The sequence below is a fragment of the Phyllobacterium sp. 22229 genome (assembly GCF_052056495.1).
Taxonomy (GTDB): Bacteria; Pseudomonadota; Alphaproteobacteria; order Rhizobiales; family Rhizobiaceae; genus Phyllobacterium; species Phyllobacterium myrsinacearum.
Genome location: NZ_JBQEPA010000002.1, coordinates 255,277 through 273,647, shown reverse-complemented (window position 1 = coordinate 273,647; position 18,371 = coordinate 255,277). Strand labels below are relative to the sequence as shown.

The 18,371-nt window shown below is 54.9% G+C and carries 10 protein-coding genes; 5 read left to right on the top strand and 5 right to left on the bottom strand.

The window, feature by feature from the left end; all coding sequences use genetic code 11:
- Positions 1-139: 139 nt before the first annotated feature.
- Complete coding sequence (locus tag ACTJJ7_RS03560; RefSeq protein WP_440965390.1) at positions 140-4,681, bottom strand: NACHT domain-containing protein; 4,542 nt, start codon at positions 4,679-4,681, stop codon at positions 140-142.
- A 214-nt stretch (positions 4,682-4,895) separates the two neighbouring features.
- On the opposite strand from ACTJJ7_RS03560, the gene ACTJJ7_RS03555 reads away from it, so the two are divergent.
- Positions 4,896-8,426, top strand: a complete 3,531-nt coding sequence (locus ACTJJ7_RS03555; protein ID WP_440965389.1) for an SIR2 family NAD-dependent protein deacylase — start codon at positions 4,896-4,898, stop codon at positions 8,424-8,426.
- Between the two features lie 703 nt (positions 8,427-9,129).
- Here ACTJJ7_RS03555 and ACTJJ7_RS03550 read toward each other — a convergent pair.
- Positions 9,130-9,735: a hypothetical protein gene (locus tag ACTJJ7_RS03550; RefSeq protein WP_440965388.1), complete on the bottom strand. Its 606-nt coding sequence runs from the start codon at positions 9,733-9,735 to the stop codon at positions 9,130-9,132.
- Between the two features lie 491 nt (positions 9,736-10,226).
- Complete coding sequence (locus ACTJJ7_RS03545; RefSeq protein ID WP_440965386.1) at positions 10,227-10,640, bottom strand: winged helix-turn-helix transcriptional regulator; 414 nt, start codon at positions 10,638-10,640, stop codon at positions 10,227-10,229.
- A gap of 90 nt (positions 10,641-10,730) precedes the next feature.
- On the opposite strand from ACTJJ7_RS03545, the gene ACTJJ7_RS03540 reads away from it, so the two are divergent.
- Entirely contained in the window at positions 10,731-11,636 is a 906-nt protein-coding gene (locus ACTJJ7_RS03540) for an NmrA/HSCARG family protein (protein ID WP_440965384.1), read from the top strand.
- A gap of 669 nt (positions 11,637-12,305) precedes the next feature.
- Positions 12,306-13,205, top strand: a complete 900-nt coding sequence (locus ACTJJ7_RS03535; protein WP_440965382.1) for a recombinase family protein — start codon at positions 12,306-12,308, stop codon at positions 13,203-13,205.
- Positions 13,206-13,340: 135 nt separating this feature from the next.
- On the opposite strand, the gene ACTJJ7_RS03530 is transcribed toward ACTJJ7_RS03535, so the two are convergent.
- Entirely contained in the window at positions 13,341-14,045 is a 705-nt protein-coding gene (locus ACTJJ7_RS03530) for a L,D-transpeptidase (protein WP_199538014.1), read from the bottom strand.
- Positions 14,046-14,370: 325 nt separating this feature from the next.
- Entirely contained in the window at positions 14,371-15,738 is a 1,368-nt protein-coding gene (locus tag ACTJJ7_RS03525; protein ID WP_440965380.1) for a dicarboxylate/amino acid:cation symporter, read from the bottom strand.
- A gap of 311 nt (positions 15,739-16,049) precedes the next feature.
- Here ACTJJ7_RS03525 and ACTJJ7_RS03520 point away from each other — a divergent pair, with 311 nt between their 5' ends.
- Positions 16,050-17,027 (top strand): helix-turn-helix domain-containing protein, encoded by a 978-nt coding sequence (locus ACTJJ7_RS03520; RefSeq protein WP_440965378.1) that lies wholly within the window; start codon positions 16,050-16,052, stop codon positions 17,025-17,027.
- 38 nt (positions 17,028-17,065) lie between these two features.
- Positions 17,066-18,352 (top strand): Hint domain-containing protein, encoded by a 1,287-nt coding sequence (locus tag ACTJJ7_RS03515; RefSeq protein ID WP_440965377.1) that lies wholly within the window; start codon positions 17,066-17,068, stop codon positions 18,350-18,352.
- The last annotated feature ends 19 nt before the right edge of the window (positions 18,353-18,371 follow it).

Here is an 18,371-nt window from a genome sequence, read left to right as displayed (position 1 = left end):
CCGACTGCCAATTTAGCGTTTAGGTTCTTCCATTTAACGCAATTGAACCAGTCTCATTCTCGCAACAAATCTGAGATCTTTGACCGACTAGTTTCACGTTTAACTACAATAACATTGATCCAATGCCGCACTCTTACGGTTAAGTACAACACGACCCGATAGAGGTATCCGGCACCACTACAGCTCCCATTTCATTCACGAGGGGCCAAGGCCGACCCGATGAGATGTCAGGGTGACGAGGACCAACATCAAACCCACCTTCCTGATCATTCTCGGCGTCAATCTGTATCAGGTAATCAGCTGCGAACTTTGCGCTTTCAGGGTCCGACGATCGGATTAAACTAAATAGCCCTTTCCGGAGTTCGGAAAGATCGCGTGGGATGAGAGTAGAAGATGACGAGCCGATGTCGCTCGGCTGGTGGACGTACAGAATTTTGGAACGGGCATTCCAACCGAATTGACTAATGATGTGGCGGCCAATTTTGTCCTGCACGAGCCGGAGGAAGATGTTGTGGTCGGCTCCAGCGAGAAGTATCCTCCCGAGAAAGGACTTCTGCCCATTGTCCGTTGCCGTGTCGTACCGCGCTGGCAAGCTTTCCCTTGCTTCTGGTGATAACGTTAGAAAGAGCTCGTCGGGATAGTCGAAACGTGTGACGCTCTCGATCGGCCTATTGCCGTATTTCCCGGCGGCAATCTCCAACAGGAGTTCCAGCGCTTTCTGGTCTGGGTTCTTGAGCGCAAGAAACAGCTCGTATTGTTCAGTCAAGTCGGGGTAATGTGTTAGCAGCTCACGTAAAAGATCAACGCGAACATTCTCCTCGAGATGGCGCACGCTGCTTAATAGGTCACGGACGCGCCATTTGCTGAACTCGAACTTGGCGACCATCGCGTCGAGTCCGTCGAACAGTGCAAATGGATCATCTGACATCGGCAGAAGCTTGAGCCATTCGAACAACGTGTATAGGTCATTGTCCTGTATCCATTTGCTGACATCGTGTTCGGCCATAGCGTCAGACAGCCCCGTCAAGACGATACCGGCAGGTAGGACAAGACCGCCCACGGTCATCCGCTGAGCAAGTTCGAGTCGTGTTCGATGTGGCAAGTCGGATTTTAAAATTTCGATCAGGAAATCGGTGCGGTTGCCGTGAGGCAGCAAGACAGCGCAACCGGCATATCGAGCCGCGCGCCCAAGCTCCTTGGGGGATCGGCCGTTGCACAGGTTCTCCGCAGCCTCGAAAAGTAGGTCAGCGGTGTTACAACTCTGCGTATGATCTCTTGACCGATTTGCAATGGCCCTGGCGAAGTCGGGCCATTGGCTGAATTTGCGACTGTCATCGTCAAGCACAGGCTCGTTTCGCTGTTGCCAAATGACCTGGAGACCGGCAGCTGCTTCCGGCCCAAAGTCCGAATCGAGAAGATTTCGCTTCAGAACGGCTTCGGCCTCGTCATTGCCGATGGCTGTCAGCATGATACGGTACTCGTGGCTATGAGACCGTTGCATCTCGGTCAAGGCCATATTATTCGATCCATTGGCCGCGAATGCCGCTCTAGCCGCGCTGACTCCCGCAAGATCCGCTTCGATCATCTTGTCCAAGACGGCTACTTGACCCGCGTCGGGCACGCGGCGCATAGCCCAAGTTAGTTGCGCCATGGCATGCCGTGATGCCGACTTTTCAACAAGCTGCCATCCCCAACCTTCTAGGAGCTTTACAGCAGTCAGCCTACTTGCGGAAGGTATTTGCAAATGATCGGTATCGCTTCCGCGACCATGTCGGCTGAGACGTTCGGCAAGGTCGTGAATCTCCTCCGAGGTTAGCCCTTCTGCAAACTCCTGCAAGACGTCGATTAGCACGCTCGCGCGTGTACTTTCCAGCTTATCCGCAAGGATGCGAGAGGGTCGATAAGCGGCCTCCGTCCGCTCACCGTTCGCCCTGAACTTGCGCCTAGAATCAAGGTAGCGCACGATGAGTTCCCGGACGGTACGATGCCCAGCTAGAAAACACGCCGCGCTCGTTTGATCGCTATTATCGTCTTCAAGCGCCAGCGTTGCTATCGGATCGTCGTCAGTAGGCTCGACGCGCTCCAAATACCGCCGTGGTTGGTAAGGCACATCGAGAGTGTTTTCAACTCGCCACTTTAGTGCGACCGCCACCTGCTGTGGAAAGCGGGTCCAAGCGTCGTGGGTAAGATGAAGTCCGTGGTTCTTGAATGAGAACGATGGTTCTTTCAGTTCGCGCTCAACCGCCAGTGCCGCCTCTTCATCTGGCAACGAATCAAGCGCCCTCGCTAGACGAGTTTCTGGCGGCGCATCGACTGTAACCAAGGCTTTTCGCCTTTCGATCAGATCGGCTAGTAGAGTTGGATCTCGGATCCCATCAAAGTGGCCCTTGCGTGCCACACCTTGCATGAACTCTTCCCCGGACACCCGTAGCAGCTCCTCCATCTGTCGAGTGGCAAGACGGAAAGAAAGGCCTTCAAAGACGTGCAGACGGATGTCCAAGTTGGGTTCGTTCAAAGCCAACGCGAGGGCAACCTCGATGGCGTCCCGATCGCCATGCAACGCCAACTCGGCGGCTATTGTCTCACGGGCCTTATCTGGCAATCCCGCGTAATCCCGTGCGAGACGATCGCCGAGGACGGACGGATTGAATCGAGGGACGAGCCTTATCACCCTCATCTGGTCTTGGGGGTTGTCGCCGGAAACCAAGGGCCAGACGATGTCGGCAAACTCGGGCCTTTTGGTCTCGATCATGAAAGCCATGGCGCGGTCTAGCCTGTCATGCGCATGCCAGGCTCGTCCGAAGGCTAACGCCCTGTCGCCGATGAGCTTCCAAACCAACGGCCCCGATCGGGCCATCACCTGTGCGGCGAACATGGGATCGATGCCGAGCAAAAGGTCCGCTACTCTGGCGACAACCTTGGCGCTTGCCTCGTCTTTCCGTGACATGCGCTCGCATGCGAACAGGACTACCTCGGCCCAACTGCGATCGTTGAGCGCGACAACGGTCAGCGAATGCTCGAGGTTGAGGTCGCCCCCTGCCACGACAAGCCCTGCCTCGAGGTCGAAGGAGGCGAACCATTCCTGCAACTGCTGGTGCTGAAAGGCGTAAAGTTGGCCATCCTGCCTGACCAGCAAGTGGCTTGCCACGAGGATGTCGAGGACATGAGGCGGGTTTGGTGCCGCGGAGATTTGCCCCTCAGACACGAGTTTGTCGCCCGCTCCCGATACAGCCGAACGCGCATCCTGATCAGTAATGGTCGGTGTACCCGACAGTTGGGCAGCAGCCGCGATGGCCGTAAGGTAGATGTGCTGGGCATCATACAGCTCCCTATGAAACAACTCCTTGTTGGCGGGAATGGCCTCGTGGGCTTCAACCATGCGGCAAAGCACTTCTTCCTTAGTCTCTGGCAGCTTTCCAGAGGTAGTCGCCTCCATCAACGCCCGAAGGTAGAGGGGTATGCTGATAAGGTCGCGCAGGCCCACGGTGCGCCAAGCCGCATCGAGGACGCTGACGCCGCCCGCTCCCCTCAGGCCCGCCGCGATTTCGTGTTGCTGCTCGTCGGAGAGCGGCAGGACAGAGATACGGCGTCCCGAGAGTGGGACATCCAGCGCGATCCTGCGACTGCTCATCACCAAGTTCAGCAGCGGGAACTCTGTTTCAAGCTCCTCCATCTCGTTGATGAGACGGCGGCGCGCCGACTCGGGAACTTCGTTCCAGCCGTCAAGGAACAGAGCCAATTCGCCGTGGTCGGCCAAAAACTTGAGGTGCGCGCTGGAAAGGGCCTCGTAGCCTCTACGTCGAGAAATCCAATCAAACAGGTCTCTGCCGGACTCGGCCCATGCGCCAAGAGGCACGAACACCGGCACGGGACCTACTCGGATCATTTTGCGGGCAATCTGGATGAGGGTCGTGGTCTTGCCGGTTCCGGGCGCAGACAGCAAGACGATATGCTGCGCAGCAGCGAGTACCTGAGGGAAGTGAGCTTGGTCCAGATTGCGGACGTCCTCAACACCCTCTGCCGTAAGTTCGAGATCTACGGAAATTCTGGGCCAGCTCCGCCGCCTCTCATAGGCTTCAATATCCGTTAACGCTGCCGCGCGCACCTGCGCCTGCACACTGGCAAGATCGGCACCCTGCGGCAGTCCGAGCCGTGAAATGTAGGGCGCTAACTCCTGGATAAGTTCGTCCGACAATTGGGCAATGATCGCTGATCCCTTGCCGCTGGCAAGTTGCTGGAACGCGCGCTCTTCGGCCTCTTGTTTCCACTTCTTCAGCTTCTCAACCGTGAATTCCCTCGGGTTGTGGTCGATGAGGTGGGCATGGTCGGCGCAGAGCCAAATTCCATTGCCCTCACTCGCGCGCTCAGCCGGTGCCTGATTAGAATCATACCGGGGACCGCCCGGCGACGCGGCTTTGATGTGCGCAGCCACGCCAATATTGTTCGCACCCGCTTCGCCCTTCCGTGGCCCGACGGTCAGCCGCTGGCACTGTGGGTGAGAGCACAGGTAGCCAACGCGTTGGGCGAGCTGGATCTTGACAATAGGTTTGAAGTCGTCTCGCCGGCGTATCGTAACGGCAGTAGTCGTACCGTCTTTTAGCGGAGCGACTTCCGACGGAAGAATCGTGTCTGGCATAACGGGAGGATATGACAAAAGCAGCTTTTGCGAAATGGCCGACATAAAATAATCTCACCAAAACGACGTTTGGTCGAGAAGCGAAAGCACGCCCGTATGTCAGGAGTTCATCATTTCTCAATCCCGTACGAAAAGTAACCGTTCAACGCATCGGAGAGGTCCTTTCAATTGGCAAGAGGTTCATGCCTTACCATCTTAATCTCTTCTAGGTCGTTATCCCCACGTTTGCTATGTACGGTTGCACCCGTGATACGAATACATGGACTTCAATATGATAGATGGTGGCACTTCGGCGATTCTGAATAACTTTCGTGATCTTCCAGATTTTTCAGCTTTTGAGGATTTTGCTCGTTCTCTTTGGCAGAATGAAGCCGCTGTCATGGTTGGTGCAGGCTTTAGCCGGGTTTGCATCCGCGAAAAAGATAGCCGAGTTCCTCCGCTGTGGAGCACCTTTAAAACGTCGATGGAAACTGCGTTGGGATACCCCCAAGGAGCGGGACCCGATGCACTGAGACTAGCTCAGGAATATCAGACGCTTCACGGCGAAAACGGAATGGACCAATTAATCCATCATCTGATTGCGGACAGTCAGTGGGAGCCAGGACCGCTGCACAAGCAGCTCTTGGAGTTTCCGTGGCGCGACGTTCTCACGACAAACTGGGATACTTTGCTTGAGCGTACGAAGCCACAAACGCCCGATCGAATCTACAGCTATGTCCGCACTGTGCAAGACATCGCCCATCGGGCGCAGCCACGGATTGTTAAACTGCACGGCTCAATGCCATCCCACAAACCCTTTATATTCACCGAAGATGACTATCGAACTTATCCCGTTCGATTTGCTCCATTTGTCAACCTCGCTCAACAAGTCATGCTTGAACACGACCTTTGCCTTATCGGCTTTTCCGGGGTTGACCCAAACTTCTTGGCCTGGAGTGGGTGGGTTCGAGATACCCTCAACGTGTCTGCCCGTCGAATTCGGCTTGTTGGTGTACTGGAACTATCACATGTTTCAAGGGCCCTCCTCGAACGACGAAACGTCACACCTATAGATCTCGCGCCACTGGTTGAAGATCTGCATCCTGACGAACGGCACGAGAGAGCACTCGAATTGTTCTTCGCGGCTTTGTTGGCTTCAAAACCACCTTCGCCTTATACTTGGGGTATAGGTCCGGACAAGTTTTCTCAATCGTCTGCTGCAAAGGAAGAAGATCGTCCGAGTCGAGTGGACGTTGCAAAGGCATGGGCCAAGGACAGAAACGTTTACCCTGGCTGGATAGTTGGCCCCAATCTGGAAACACACCGGCTCCGCTATAGTCATCTAAGCTTGCGCATTATCGATGAACAAGCTGAGGCTCATTTGCGTTTTTCTTTGGAACGGATTTGGCGCCATCGGACTGCCAGAATTTGGCTCAATCTTGAAGACATGGAAGATGCGGACGCACATTATGAGAGTGCAGGGAAGTGTTTAACAATACCAGAGAAAGTAGAGCTTTGTGCCTCGATTGCAGCAGAATGGCGGTTTTATCAAAAATGGGATGAGTGGACGCGATGGATGGCAAGATTGGAATCAATCGGAAGTAGCGAGGCATCTCTCCATCACACTTATGAAGTAGCACTGCGCGCCCTTTTAGACTGGGATGACCATTCCGTTCAAAAAGCTGCTGGTGCAATCAAAAGTGACGAGCCAATCTGGATGATGCGACGTGCAGGGCTCTTGGCAACACAGTTTCGTCATCGTGAAGCAGCGGAGTTGTATCAGACGGCGTTGCTGAGCATTCGTCAGAAGCTTCTGTCGTCGCCGAAATCTGCTTGGTTGATTTCCTTAGAAGGATGGGCATCAATGTTCCATCGGGTATCCTTCTCCGCATTGAGCGACGATTGCTTCTCACTTCCTCGAGATGAGAGCGACGAAACGCGCATGCGCTACGTTGCCGCAAAATCTGACCCTTGGGAAACAATCTCAAGCTTGGAAAGGCTCGCGTCGGAGCGAATTGATAGAAACCGCAACGATGCTGAACAATGGAAGCTTTCTTTCAAATCTGGACGATATAGCCGGGGTGGCACTAGGCGTCTCGGAGGCGACGATGAGTGTCCATTTTATGGCCTCCTCGAACTTATTGAGCGGACAGGCGCGCCAGAACACATAGCGAACGTCAACATGTTCTCGTCACGTCTGGAGACTGCTTATCGAGCGATAACAACTCACGATGAAAACGATCTTCTTACCTTTTTCGCTCGGTATCGAGGATCAGAGAAAAAGGTACTTGATTGGATGATACCCCGTATGCACGTCGCTCGGTTAAGCGACTCTGCCGTGCAGCATTTTCTTTTAGTGATCCCACGGCGCATAGACAGCCTCGCCATATTGCAGGATCGGTTTGGTGCGGAGAGCCATTTGACATTTCTCATAGAGCTTTTAGCACGGGTTATTGTACGAGCATCATCCACACAGGCCTTCGAAATCTTTCATTGGGTAGTCAACCTGCTTAATCGTTCAACACTTTCGTGGACGAGCTACTCGGCCTGTAGGGCAGTTTTGGAAGGTGCCATCGAGGCCATGGAGCCAGACGAACGCCAAAAAGCGATGGATATAGCTCTGCATATGAAGACACCAGGAGAGGCTCGGGCAAAAGGTCTTGAACGAGACTGGCCGGAAATTTTTGATGGCTTTTCGGAAACAGATGCGGAAATGATCAATATCTCTCTGCATCACACAACTCGGATCAACTCGCTGATCACGTTAGTAAGAGACGACGTGAAGCTCGATCGTGGGAGGGCCCTTAGGAGGCTTCATATACTCTTTCGAGCAGGAAAACTGACCGAGGAACAGACCAAGTTGCTGGATACCTCGATTTGGGTACGGTGCGATGAAAGTGGATGGCCCTCCGATACAGAAGTCCATCCATGGTTATTTTTGGAGTTGCCCGGCAAGGCACGCGCGGAAGCCTTGTTTATTGAAAAAATTGTCGGTGGAGTGGCGAGTGGACAAATCGGCCATCAAATATTGATGAACCTCCGCGCGGGCTTGGACAGAACAGAAACTGTTGTTCCAAAAGAGACTCTCGTTTCGTGTGTGAAGAGCTGTCTGATGTGGAAGCCGGCCTCAACTGAAGAGAAGAATCCAATCGACAGGCTTCTGTTGGGAAATGATGGGTTCGACCAAGCAACAGGACGCGAAATTGGCGAAGTCTTGGCACGTAGTTTGCTACCTCGCCTAGAGGCCGAAGATTTGCCGCAAGATATCGCTAGGCAGTTGAAAGCCCCAGAGAAATTACCGCACATACCATCCTTGGCCGCAACAGCATTTCAGGTGGCCCGCCTGTGGCCCGAACATCAATCCGTAGCCTTAAGGCAAATTCGCTACGCGGTGGCCAGTCGGGAACCATCACGTGTATATCCCGCCTTTATTGCCGTGAAGCAAATTATCAAAAACACCTCGGTATACGCAAACTTCCCCAGGGAAATCAAAGAGCTACTGCTCCACGCATGTGAACAACGGACTCAACCAGGGTTGAGCTCTGCTCTTAGTCTTCTGGGCAACATGTTTGAAAATCATCAACTGAATGATGATGATATTGAGCGCCTTTCAAGTGCATTACCACATGTGCTCAATGAGTATCGCTACGACCAAAAGAATTTGGAGGTTCCCGCGATGGCCGAACTACCTACAGTGCGTAGAGAGGTCCATCGTCTCTCGAAACTGCTACTTCACCATAGCTCGGAGCTAGAACAATTGAAATTGGATCTTGATGTCGACCCATTGCCGGAAGTTCGCATTCTCAATTGAGGCTACATGGCACATAAGCAACTTCTTGCGTCTATACAAAAGCGAACCAAGCTCATTTTGGCGAACGTCGGCTTTGGTTAATCAATACTCGCAAACTTACCAGCCCCATCCGCCTCGGAAAATCGTTCTTATTGGCAATCAGGGTCAACCCAATCTTACCCTGCTTATCAGGGGGGAGGCGGACGTTCGCCAAAAGTCTGCAGTGGAACGGGATGCTTCGAATGTTACCTGGGTGGAATCAACATTTATGTGGTCTAAGTGGAGGAGCCATCGCTTCTAACAGGTCATCCGTCCGCACGTTAACGAGTCCACATATCGAGAGGACTAGAAGGCGCGCCACCTGTTGGACATTGTAGCCCCAAGAGTGGCGTTTCTTTTCCAAAGATATGTGCCGTCACGAAATTCCGTAAGTAACTACAGGCGTGAATTGCGTCGGGAAGCGAGAGTTCGATGTCACGGACCATTTGCCCGTCACTATGTGCTGAAAATTGATCGCGTGCCGGCTGGATTGCAAGTTCGGTCTCATCTCCTCTTACTACCCAATCGACTATTCTATCCGGATTGATGCCAGCCTTTTCCAACCGATACGTGATGTCCTTTAACACTGGAGGGTTCCATGTGTATTCCTTGTCCAACCATCGTGGCTTTTCTCGGCTGGAATTCACCTGCAGTTTCATCTCCTCAATGGCGGAGAAGGCAAGGTTTATAGCAATGGAACTGCGGACGTGGTCCGAGAACTCGCCGGAATGTTTTCAAAAATCTGCCCATAGCGTGGGTGCGCTGACCAAGGTGTAATGGCTTCTGTTTCGTAGCTCATTGAGAGTTTGTGGATCGCATAGACAATCCGCCTGTCTGACCAAGCGTCGACAGCCATTGCAACCGCCACCGGCCTCTCCAGCTTGAACGAGAAGAACTCAAAAAAGCCGCCAGTCTGGAAGATGTTTTTGAAAAGAATAGCCTGCTCGGATGCATCATTCGATATTTCGAAGCCCGAAGGGTTCCCGTATTTCTGATCCGGAAACCCTTCAACGACAACATTGGCAGCGCGAATGAGTTGGATGATATTGTTAGCCTCAGTCCTTTCAGCTTCCACCACCAACAACTGCCCGTGGGTTTCGCCCTCCCTAAGAGAGCCAAAATCCGCCAACGCCCCGGGTCGCGTAATTTCGGAATGCCCGCTTTTGTGAAACTTATAGCGTTTTGATGGATCAGGAATGAATCGTACGTTCCAACCTATGCGCCGGCAGAGGGACAACACCAACTCAGCTTGACTTGGTTCAAATACAAGGAAGCTACAAAACGACGGCACACAGCGCTCCAAGTTTTAATCAACTTACTGATGGGTATACGGGTTGTACGGTGAGATAAGCAAGATCGTGTGGTGAAAAGTGCCCATCGTCTGAGGCCCAATTGCGAAGCTGCTGTACGGCCCCAAATCTCGACTAGCGGTTCGAAGCCTACCTTCCCTCGGGCAGCGACGAACGACAATGAGGTCGGAAGCGGTCGTGCCAATCGCCGCACGACGAATGGCAGCTATCCAACTATTGATGCTCCAAAACAGCCCGTCCGGTATCGGCCCCAAAGCGGTCATTGATGGCATTAGTTGAGTTGTCACAATGACGGGTGGATGATGATCTTCATGACTCGTTGGAAATCTCGCTCAAAGTGCCCGCCTTGGTCGTCCAGGTTTCCGTCCGCACCCCGGGTGGGTCAATTCGAAGCAAAAATCAACAGTGTAGATGTTGCAAAGGCCAGTGGTGGCGCTCTGGCAGCGGGACAGTTCTCAAATCACCGATCGGCTCAAGGTTCAGCCCCATCGTATTCGCGACGACATTCCTCGACGTGAGACAAGTTGTTCCTAATCCAAGAATTGATTCCTTCAAGGGCACGCAAAACGCCAGCGCCCATCTCTGTCAGTTCATATTCGACCCGTGGCGGCACCTCGGGAAAGTAATGCCGCACCACCAGACCGTCCCTTTCGAGGTTTCGGAGCGTCAGCGTCAGCATGCGCTGGGTAATCCCGTCGATCTCGTTCTTGAGTGCCGAAAAGCGAAGCCGATGCCCGCTCGCCAGTGACAGACGCCAGATGACTTGAACAGTCCATTTGTCTCCGAGCCGCGTGCAGATACCGTTCGACGGGATCGGCCTGAAATCTGGATCGCTCTTCGCTTCCTCACCGGACCTGCGATGGATAAGTTTTTCCAAGCGTATCATCCTTGTGCCTGAGGCTGAACAATGTGCTGTCTTCCAACAGCATTCCCATCATTATATATGGATGCCCTCACTCAACACGAGGGTTCTCAAATGACAAATGACAAACGTCCAATCCTGGTCTTCGGTGCAACAGGCCAACAAGGCGGAGCGGTCGCTTCCGCACTGTTGAAGGCCGGTTGGCCAGTGCGCGCGATGGTACGCGATCTTAGCTCGGCAAAATCGATCGCGCTTCGCGACGAAGGCGCCGAACTCGTGCAGGGACTATTCACAGACATCGACGTGATGCGTGCGGCAATGAAAGATGCTAACGGCGTCTTCAGTGTGCTGCCGGGGAATTTGGCCATTGAAGATGAAGTGCGCGTCGGGAGTGAAATCGCGGATATGGCGTCCGAAAGCGGCGTCGCGCACCTGGTCTATTCTTCCGGCGCCAGCGTCGGGAACGAACCGACTGGCGTGGCGCGCTTCGATGCCAAGGGGCGCGTCGAAGCGCATATTCGAACACTGCCTGTCACGGCTACCATCGTGAGGCCCGTGATCTTTATGGAAATGCTGGCGAGACCCGGCTTCGGGTTGGAAAAGGGTCGGTTCAACTTCTTCGTCAGACCGGACCAGTCGGTCCAGCTTATCGCCGTAGAAGACATTGGTAATGTAGTTGCAGCGATCTTCGCCGACAAGATGCGCTTCGGCGGCAAGACGTTCAAGATCGCAGGCGATACTGTTACGGGCTGCGAGCTCGAAGCCGTTTTTTCCGAAGTCGCCGGCCGTCCGATCGCCTATGCGCGCTTTTCCGAGGACGATCTTGCCGCCAATCCCGGTTTTGCACCGATCGCCGCGAGCCTGGAAGATGGGCCACTGGCAGATCATGTGGATCTAAACTTCGTGCGTAAGATCTATCCAGAGATTCTCTCGTTCCGGTCCTGGCTTTCAGGAGCCGGGCGAGAGGCTCTCAGTGACGCCCTTGGGTACGGCAGTGAGCGAGCCGATCGCCGGGTATAGGCACTTGTTGATCTGAACGGTGGTCGCAACCTACGCTTTGGAGGGCTGAATGGCGCGCCTTTTGTGGAATTGCCGCCTGCCTTTCGGCAGTTGCAGGACCAGATGCTTCATCGCCCCGGCGGCGATCGTGAGAGGGTCGACGTCCTTGCCCCCGCCCCATGAACGAAGGGCAGCTTTCAACGCCTGCAAATGGCCCCTTTTCCGGTCGTTCGATTTCATTAGTTCAGTGAACGCTAATGTCACAGCGACGAAATTTGCTCCGTGACTCCCTGAAAAGCACCACCCAAGCGTGATCTATGGTCCAACGGACGTTGTTTTTATTCGTTTTATTCCATTAACACGTATCTATTACGAGGATAATTTCCGCATGATGGACTAATGATCTTTACTCAACCATGATCCCGAATGCGATATGCGCCTGATGGGCTGCGTTATAAGGCTAATTTCGCTCTATGGCCGTGCGGAGGGCCGATTTGCCTGGTGTTCCCGCATTTGCTTGATGCCACAGCACTGGTTTTACTGGGTTTTCCGGGGCTCCCCTGCCCTCTCCACTCTGTCCTGTCACCCGCCCGCTCACCGGTGTTTTCCAATTATCGGCATTTATAACTGTTCGTTTTCCTATAACTTGCTTCTCTGTATTTTTTACAAATTTGGGCTACATTCACAAACATGACTGTATCATCCAAACCCGCCTTGATTGGCTACGCCCGCGTCTCGACTGAAGATCAGGCCAACGATGCCCAGCTTCTGGAACTGAAGGCTGCGGGCTGCGGCACCATTTTCGAGGAACACGGTTCGGGTGCGTCGCGCGCCCGCCCCGTCCTGGCCCGCCTCCTGCGTGAGATCAGGAATGGTGATGTGCTGGTGGTTGTCCGCCTCGACCGGCTCGCGCGGTCCGTCAGCCATCTCCTGACTGTCATCGAACAGCTGGAGGAAAAGGGTGCGCATTTCCGCTCGCTGCATGATCCCATCGACACCTCCACACCCCAAGGCATGTTCTCCCTGCAGGTTCTCGGTGCCGTGGCTCAGCTGGAGCGCGCCCTGATTTCCGAACGCACCAAGGCGGGGATCAATGCCGCCCGCGCGCGGGGCAAGCTTCCGGGCAATCCTGGCCTGCGCGAAAAGAACCCCGAGGCGTTGGCAAAGCTCTCCGAGGCCCGCAGGCGCGGCCACCTGGCGGATCTGACAGCCGCGATGTCCTCCTGGCTGCCCATCGTGCAGCGCATGCGTCCCGAGCACCCCTGGGATGAGGTGGCCCGCAGCCTGCGCCACCAGACCGGGCAAATCTGGAATGCCGACCGCCTGCGCCGTTCGGTGCGATTGCTGGTCAATGAGGGGCTTGCGGATGCGCAGCTGGTAGCCCCCTCACCTCGCCGGACGCCGGAAGACCGGCTCATGATGCTGGTAACCGGCATTGCCAATGCCAATCCGGATTTGACCTTGCGCGAGATCGCCGGCCAGCTCGAGGCCATGCACGAACGGACGCCGCGCGGTGCCGCCCGTTGGGCTGCCTCATCGGTCAAAAACCTCATGGACAGAGCCCGCAGGCTCGGGCTTATCCGGGCTTGAACTCCAGACAGGCGGGATAAAGCCATCGCGATGGCGTGGATCGAATGCGCACAGCCGTGCCTGACAAAAGACGGGCCGGAGACGATGGGTCCCGGCCCTTTATTCTGTTCTGCAATGATCCGTACAGGGTTTCCCCTACCCCACCACAACCGTGGCTTTGCCAGGGACGCGACTGTAGAGATCGATAATATCCTGATTGATGAGACGCACGCAGCCGGATGACATGGACTGCCCGATCGACCACCACTCCGGTGAGCCATGGATGCGATAGCCGGTATCGACACCATCCTTGTAGATGTAAAGCGCGCGTGCTCCCAGCGGGTTCTGCGGTCCAGGCTCCATGCCGTTTTCGAATTTCACCAATTCGGGCTTGCGCTGGATCATTTCGCGCGGCGGCGTCCAGCGCGGCCATTCCTTCTTGTACTGGATGTTGGCACGGCCGCTCCACAGGAAGCCCGCCTTGCCGATACCGACACCGTAGCGGATAGCATCACCGCCCGGCTGCACCAGATAGAGGAAACGCTCCTGCAACCGAACGACGATTGTTCCCGGCTGCTCGCCGGTGGGATCAACGACGATCTGCCGGCGGAACTGGGCAGGAACTTTCTGATAGGGGATCGCCGGCAGCGAATAGGGGCCTTCCTGCACCGCCGCGTACATGACGTCGGGAACCGTGACGGATTTATCCACGCTGATCTGCGGGCGGATGCTGCCGGTCGACATGGTGTCAACGCTCATATCGGGAAGCTCGAATGTCTGCGAGCATCCGGACACGCCGAGAACAGCGAGGGAGCCTGCGCCCAGCAGGAGATGACGCCGGGAGATGGCGGGGGTGTGCAGACTATGGTCGACTGCCTGATTACGCTTGAACAACTCGGTACTCGCTTACAACTGTGGCAATTGCGTAAAACTCTATGGAAGTGTGGTTTACAAAGAGTGAACCCGCCGTGAGGTAATTTAACCATAAGGGGGCCAACACGCGGATTCGATGGGTTGACAGCTGTCAACTGTTTCCAGAATCACCTTACAGCCTGCATTGCCGAGGGCGCATCTACAGCCATGCGCCGCCCAAGCACGGGCCTCCGAATCGGCAGGCAGTTGACAGCTGTCAACGCAAAAAAGAAAGCGCGGCATCGCTGCCGCGCTTTATCAACAACAGATCTTCTCAGGCAGCCGAAGCCACAGCAGCCGGGTCGATCACGTCAATCGTTGTCGTGCTGTCATAGCGGTCCTGATCCAGAATTCCCTGCCGCTTGGCAACGATGGTTGGAATCAGCGCCTGCCCCGCAACATTCACCGCCGTGCGGCCCATATCCAAAATTGGATCGACCGCCAGCAAAAGCCCGACACCCTGCAATGGCAGGCCCAGCGTGGAAAGCGTCAATGTCAGCATGACAATCGCGCCGGTCAGCCCAGCCGTCGCCGCGGAACCGATGACCGACACAAAGGCAATCAGAAGATATTCCTGAACACCCAGAGGCACATTGTAGAACTGCGCGACGAAGATTGCGGCGATGGCCGGATAGATCGCGGCGCAGCCGTCCATCTTCGTGGTCGCACCCAGCGGGACGGCAAAGGCCGCATATTCCCGCGGCACTCCGAGATTGCCTTCCGTCACGGCTTCGGTGACTGGCAGGGTTCCAATGGACGAACGGGAAACAAAGCCAAGCTGGATCGCTGGCCAGGCTCCCGCGAAAAACCGGGCCGGATTGAGGCCGTTGGCCAGAAGTACGATCGGATAGACCACAAAGAGCACCAATCCAAGACCGGTATAGACGGCGGCGGAAAACCAGCCCAATTGTGCCAGCGTTTCCCAGCCATACTGTGCCACCGCAGTGCCGAGGAGCCCGATCGTTCCGATTGGCGTCAAGCGGATCACCCACCAGAGAATCTTCCGCACAACGGCCAGGAGCGCGCGATTGAAATCCAGGAACGGCTCGGCCACAGATCCGACGCGCAGCGCCGCAATGCCAACCACGATGGAAATGATGACGATCTGCAGCACGTTGAAAGACAAAGCGGTGCTGGCTGAACCACCGGTGATTTTGGTCGACGCCTGCAAGCCCAGCATGTTCGAGGGAACGAGCCCCTTCAGGAAATCGAGCCATGAGCCCGTCGACGATGGAACGGAAGCGGCGGAGGCGAGCACACTGGAATTGATTCCAGGCTGAATGACAAGTCCGAGCCCAATGCCGATCACCACAGAGACAAGCGCCGTTATGGCGAACCACAGCAGCGTTTGCCAGACAAGAGCAGCGGCATTGTTCAGGGCGCGCAGATTGCTGATGCTCGCCACGATTGCGGTAAAAATCAGTGCTGGCACCAGTGCCCGCAACAGCTGTACAAAGATCGAACCGACGGTCTGCAGCGTCACGCTCAGCCAGTTCGGATTGCCCGCCGCATCCGGGCCAAGGTTGCGGGCGATGAGGCCGAGCAAAAGCCCGATGATCATCGCGACAATAACCTGAAAACCAAATGAACGGTAAAGGGGTTTTGGGCTGGCCGGTACGGGGCCAGAAGATGGCTTGCTCATGTCAACAGTCTCGCTCAGGAAACACACGGAATTGAGCCGCCTCGGCGACTCCTTTAAATGCGGCCAACCTACCATCAATCGAAGAGCCCGCAGAACGATCAATTCCTGAATTCACCTGTTCTTCAACTGTTTCTTTCCAGAAATAGCGCGATTCCAGGCAAACAATTCCCTTGTACTAAAGTTGCATTTACGCGGCAGCGATCTCTGGCTAACAATACAACCTAAAATTACTAGTAAAATATATTCTATTTAAAATTGCATTCTCTGGCGCACTGATTTCAATCACCACTCTTTTTGCAAGGATTGAAGCAATGTTCGATACCATTCGCAATAGCAATCCTGTCCGCGTGTCTAGTCCTCCGCTACCACCGCCCGCAGCGCCAATACGAACTGGCGAACGGGCCGTCATTTTTCCACATCTGCCCCTCAACGACATCTACCATCTCAATGAGACCCAGGTCCTGAAGGGTTCGACGTCCCATCCGATGGACATTGTTTCGAACGGCAAGGCAGACCACGTCGTTTACATCTTTGTGCTCGATGGTGTCATTGAACGCCACAACACCAGATTGCACCTCGCATCGGTCATCCCGGACGGCGGGGCCGGAGCTGTCATCAACGGCCCTGCCACCTTGCTCAAACTAAGCAAGGGGTGCCGCTGGCTCGCATTCCAGATTCCACTCTCCGTGCTGCGCAATCACTTCGGTCTGTGGTCCGGACAATTTTGCTTTCATGAGCCCCGGTTTGCGACGGTCGCCGATTTCCGCAGGCACGCCGTATCCAGCCTGTACCGCACGATCAATTTCCTGCTTCTCAGAAAAAGGGAAGGGGAGGGATCACCGTTGGCCAACAGCTACGAGCAGTTGCTGATCGCTCAGCTCTACGCATCAGCGCCCCACAATCTCTGCCTTGGCGACCGTTCCGCGCGCCAACCATGCCCGAAACAGCTACGCCGTGCCGAGGAATTCATCCGCAGCAATCTCTACGCATCCATCACCGTCGATCACATCGCCGGTGCTGCGGGGTGCAGCACGCGAACACTGCAGCGGATATTCCGGCATTTCCGCGATGCAACCCCAACCCAAATTCTGTCGCATTACCGGATCGCAGAAGCGCATGACCTCATCATCGCGGGCAGAGCCAGAACCGTCACTGATCTTGCAAGCAGCCTGCAGTTTTCAAATCCAGCGCGCTTTGCCGCCACCTATCGCGACATTTATGGGCAAAAACCATCCATCGATATACGCGCTCATCTGCGCACAGGAGCGCAAATAGCTACAACCCTTTGATTTTTATCACCAATTCATTTTCAGAAGGAAACAGCAATATGGCCACAGCACCCGACAAAGGCCCGCCCCCCGGACTAGAGGATCAAGGCTATGGCCTCTATATGATCAATGGCGGTGAGGTTGTTCTGGATAGCAAATCAGTCGACCTCGGCGCACTCAAGATTGCAAGAATTGAGCTTTTCAACGGCGCCCATCTGACGGTGAACCCGGCTGGACTTGACATAGAAGCGCTTGGACACATCACCTATGGAATAGGAAAAGACTGTACGCTCTCACTCAGCGCGCCGGCGCTCGACGTTAAACTTGCAAATCCAACGATCATCGATTTTGAGTCTTCAGAAGGCAAAGGTATGTTCGAATATCGGCCCGGCAATCTCGACATCAAGCTTGCCAGCCCCATCAAGATCATCAACCTGCACGAAGGCGACAAGATCAAGGTCGATGGTGCAACCTCCGCGGACTTAACCCACGGCACACTTCATTTCAAAACGGGAAAGGCCATTGAACCGCCAGAGCCAAAAAAAACAGGCTTACTGCCTAGTGTGGAGAAGTTCGCCAAAAACCTGACCAAAAGCGTCACCGATACGGTCAAAGATGTGCTCGGTACGGGTGCAAAGTTCACGATCGATCCTGCGGCCACTTTCCAATTTGCCAGCGTGGGTAACGGTGGTCAGATCACCATCACCACGCCCTGCTTTGTCGCGGGAACACTTATCTCCACACCGGCAGGGGAAATTCCCGTTGAAAACCTCAAAAGGGGCGATCCAGTCTATACCATGAAGGGGGGCGCCGCGCCCATTCGCTGGATTGGCCGCCGCCGGATCGATCCAAGGACAGTCAGTCCGTTGCGCGAGCATGTACCGGTCCGCATTCGTCCCGGCGCCCTCGATCCAGGCAGCCCGAACCGCGATCTCTATGTGTCACCCGATCACTGCCTGTTTCACAGCGGATCGTTGATCCCGGCAAAACTTCTTATCAACGGCAGATCGATAACGCAGGAACCAACGCTAGAGCCTTTCACCTACTATCACATTGAACTCGAAAGCCACGACGTGCTGATCGCGGAGGGCGCCTATGTCGAAAGCTATCTCGACCTTGGCAACCGGGCGATGTTCCTGGAGCCGGGAACACTTATGTTCTGTTCCCCAGCCGGTCCGAAACAGGTTGCCGCCTGTTACCCGCCCATATATTCCGGTCCCATCCTCGACGCGGTCAGAAAAACGCTCGAGCACCGCGCTATTGAACTTGGCTATAGAGGCGGCGAACGCACTGTGCCTGGAAAGAACACCGGCAATGCCTTTCCATTTAGCCAACAAAAACAATAAGATAATGCATAATTCCCTG

Bases quoted from the DNA above. Each gene is read 5' to 3' on its own strand.
- ACTJJ7_RS03560 (WP_440965390.1), bottom strand. From the start codon at position 4,681: ATGTCGGCCATTTCGCAAAAGCTGCTTTTGTCATATCCTCCCGTTATG.
- ACTJJ7_RS03555 (WP_440965389.1), top strand. From the start codon at position 4,896: ATGGACTTCAATATGATAGATGGTGGCACTTCGGCGATTCTGAATAAC.
- ACTJJ7_RS03545 (WP_440965386.1), bottom strand. From the start codon at position 10,640: ATGATACGCTTGGAAAAACTTATCCATCGCAGGTCCGGTGAGGAAGCG.
- ACTJJ7_RS03540 (WP_440965384.1), top strand. From the start codon at position 10,731: ATGACAAATGACAAACGTCCAATCCTGGTCTTCGGTGCAACAGGCCAA.
- ACTJJ7_RS03535 (WP_440965382.1), top strand. From the start codon at position 12,306: ATGACTGTATCATCCAAACCCGCCTTGATTGGCTACGCCCGCGTCTCG.
- ACTJJ7_RS03525 (WP_440965380.1), bottom strand. From the start codon at position 15,738: ATGAGCAAGCCATCTTCTGGCCCCGTACCGGCCAGCCCAAAACCCCTT.
- ACTJJ7_RS03520 (WP_440965378.1), top strand. From the start codon at position 16,050: ATGTTCGATACCATTCGCAATAGCAATCCTGTCCGCGTGTCTAGTCCT.
- ACTJJ7_RS03515 (WP_440965377.1), top strand. From the start codon at position 17,066: ATGGCCACAGCACCCGACAAAGGCCCGCCCCCCGGACTAGAGGATCAA.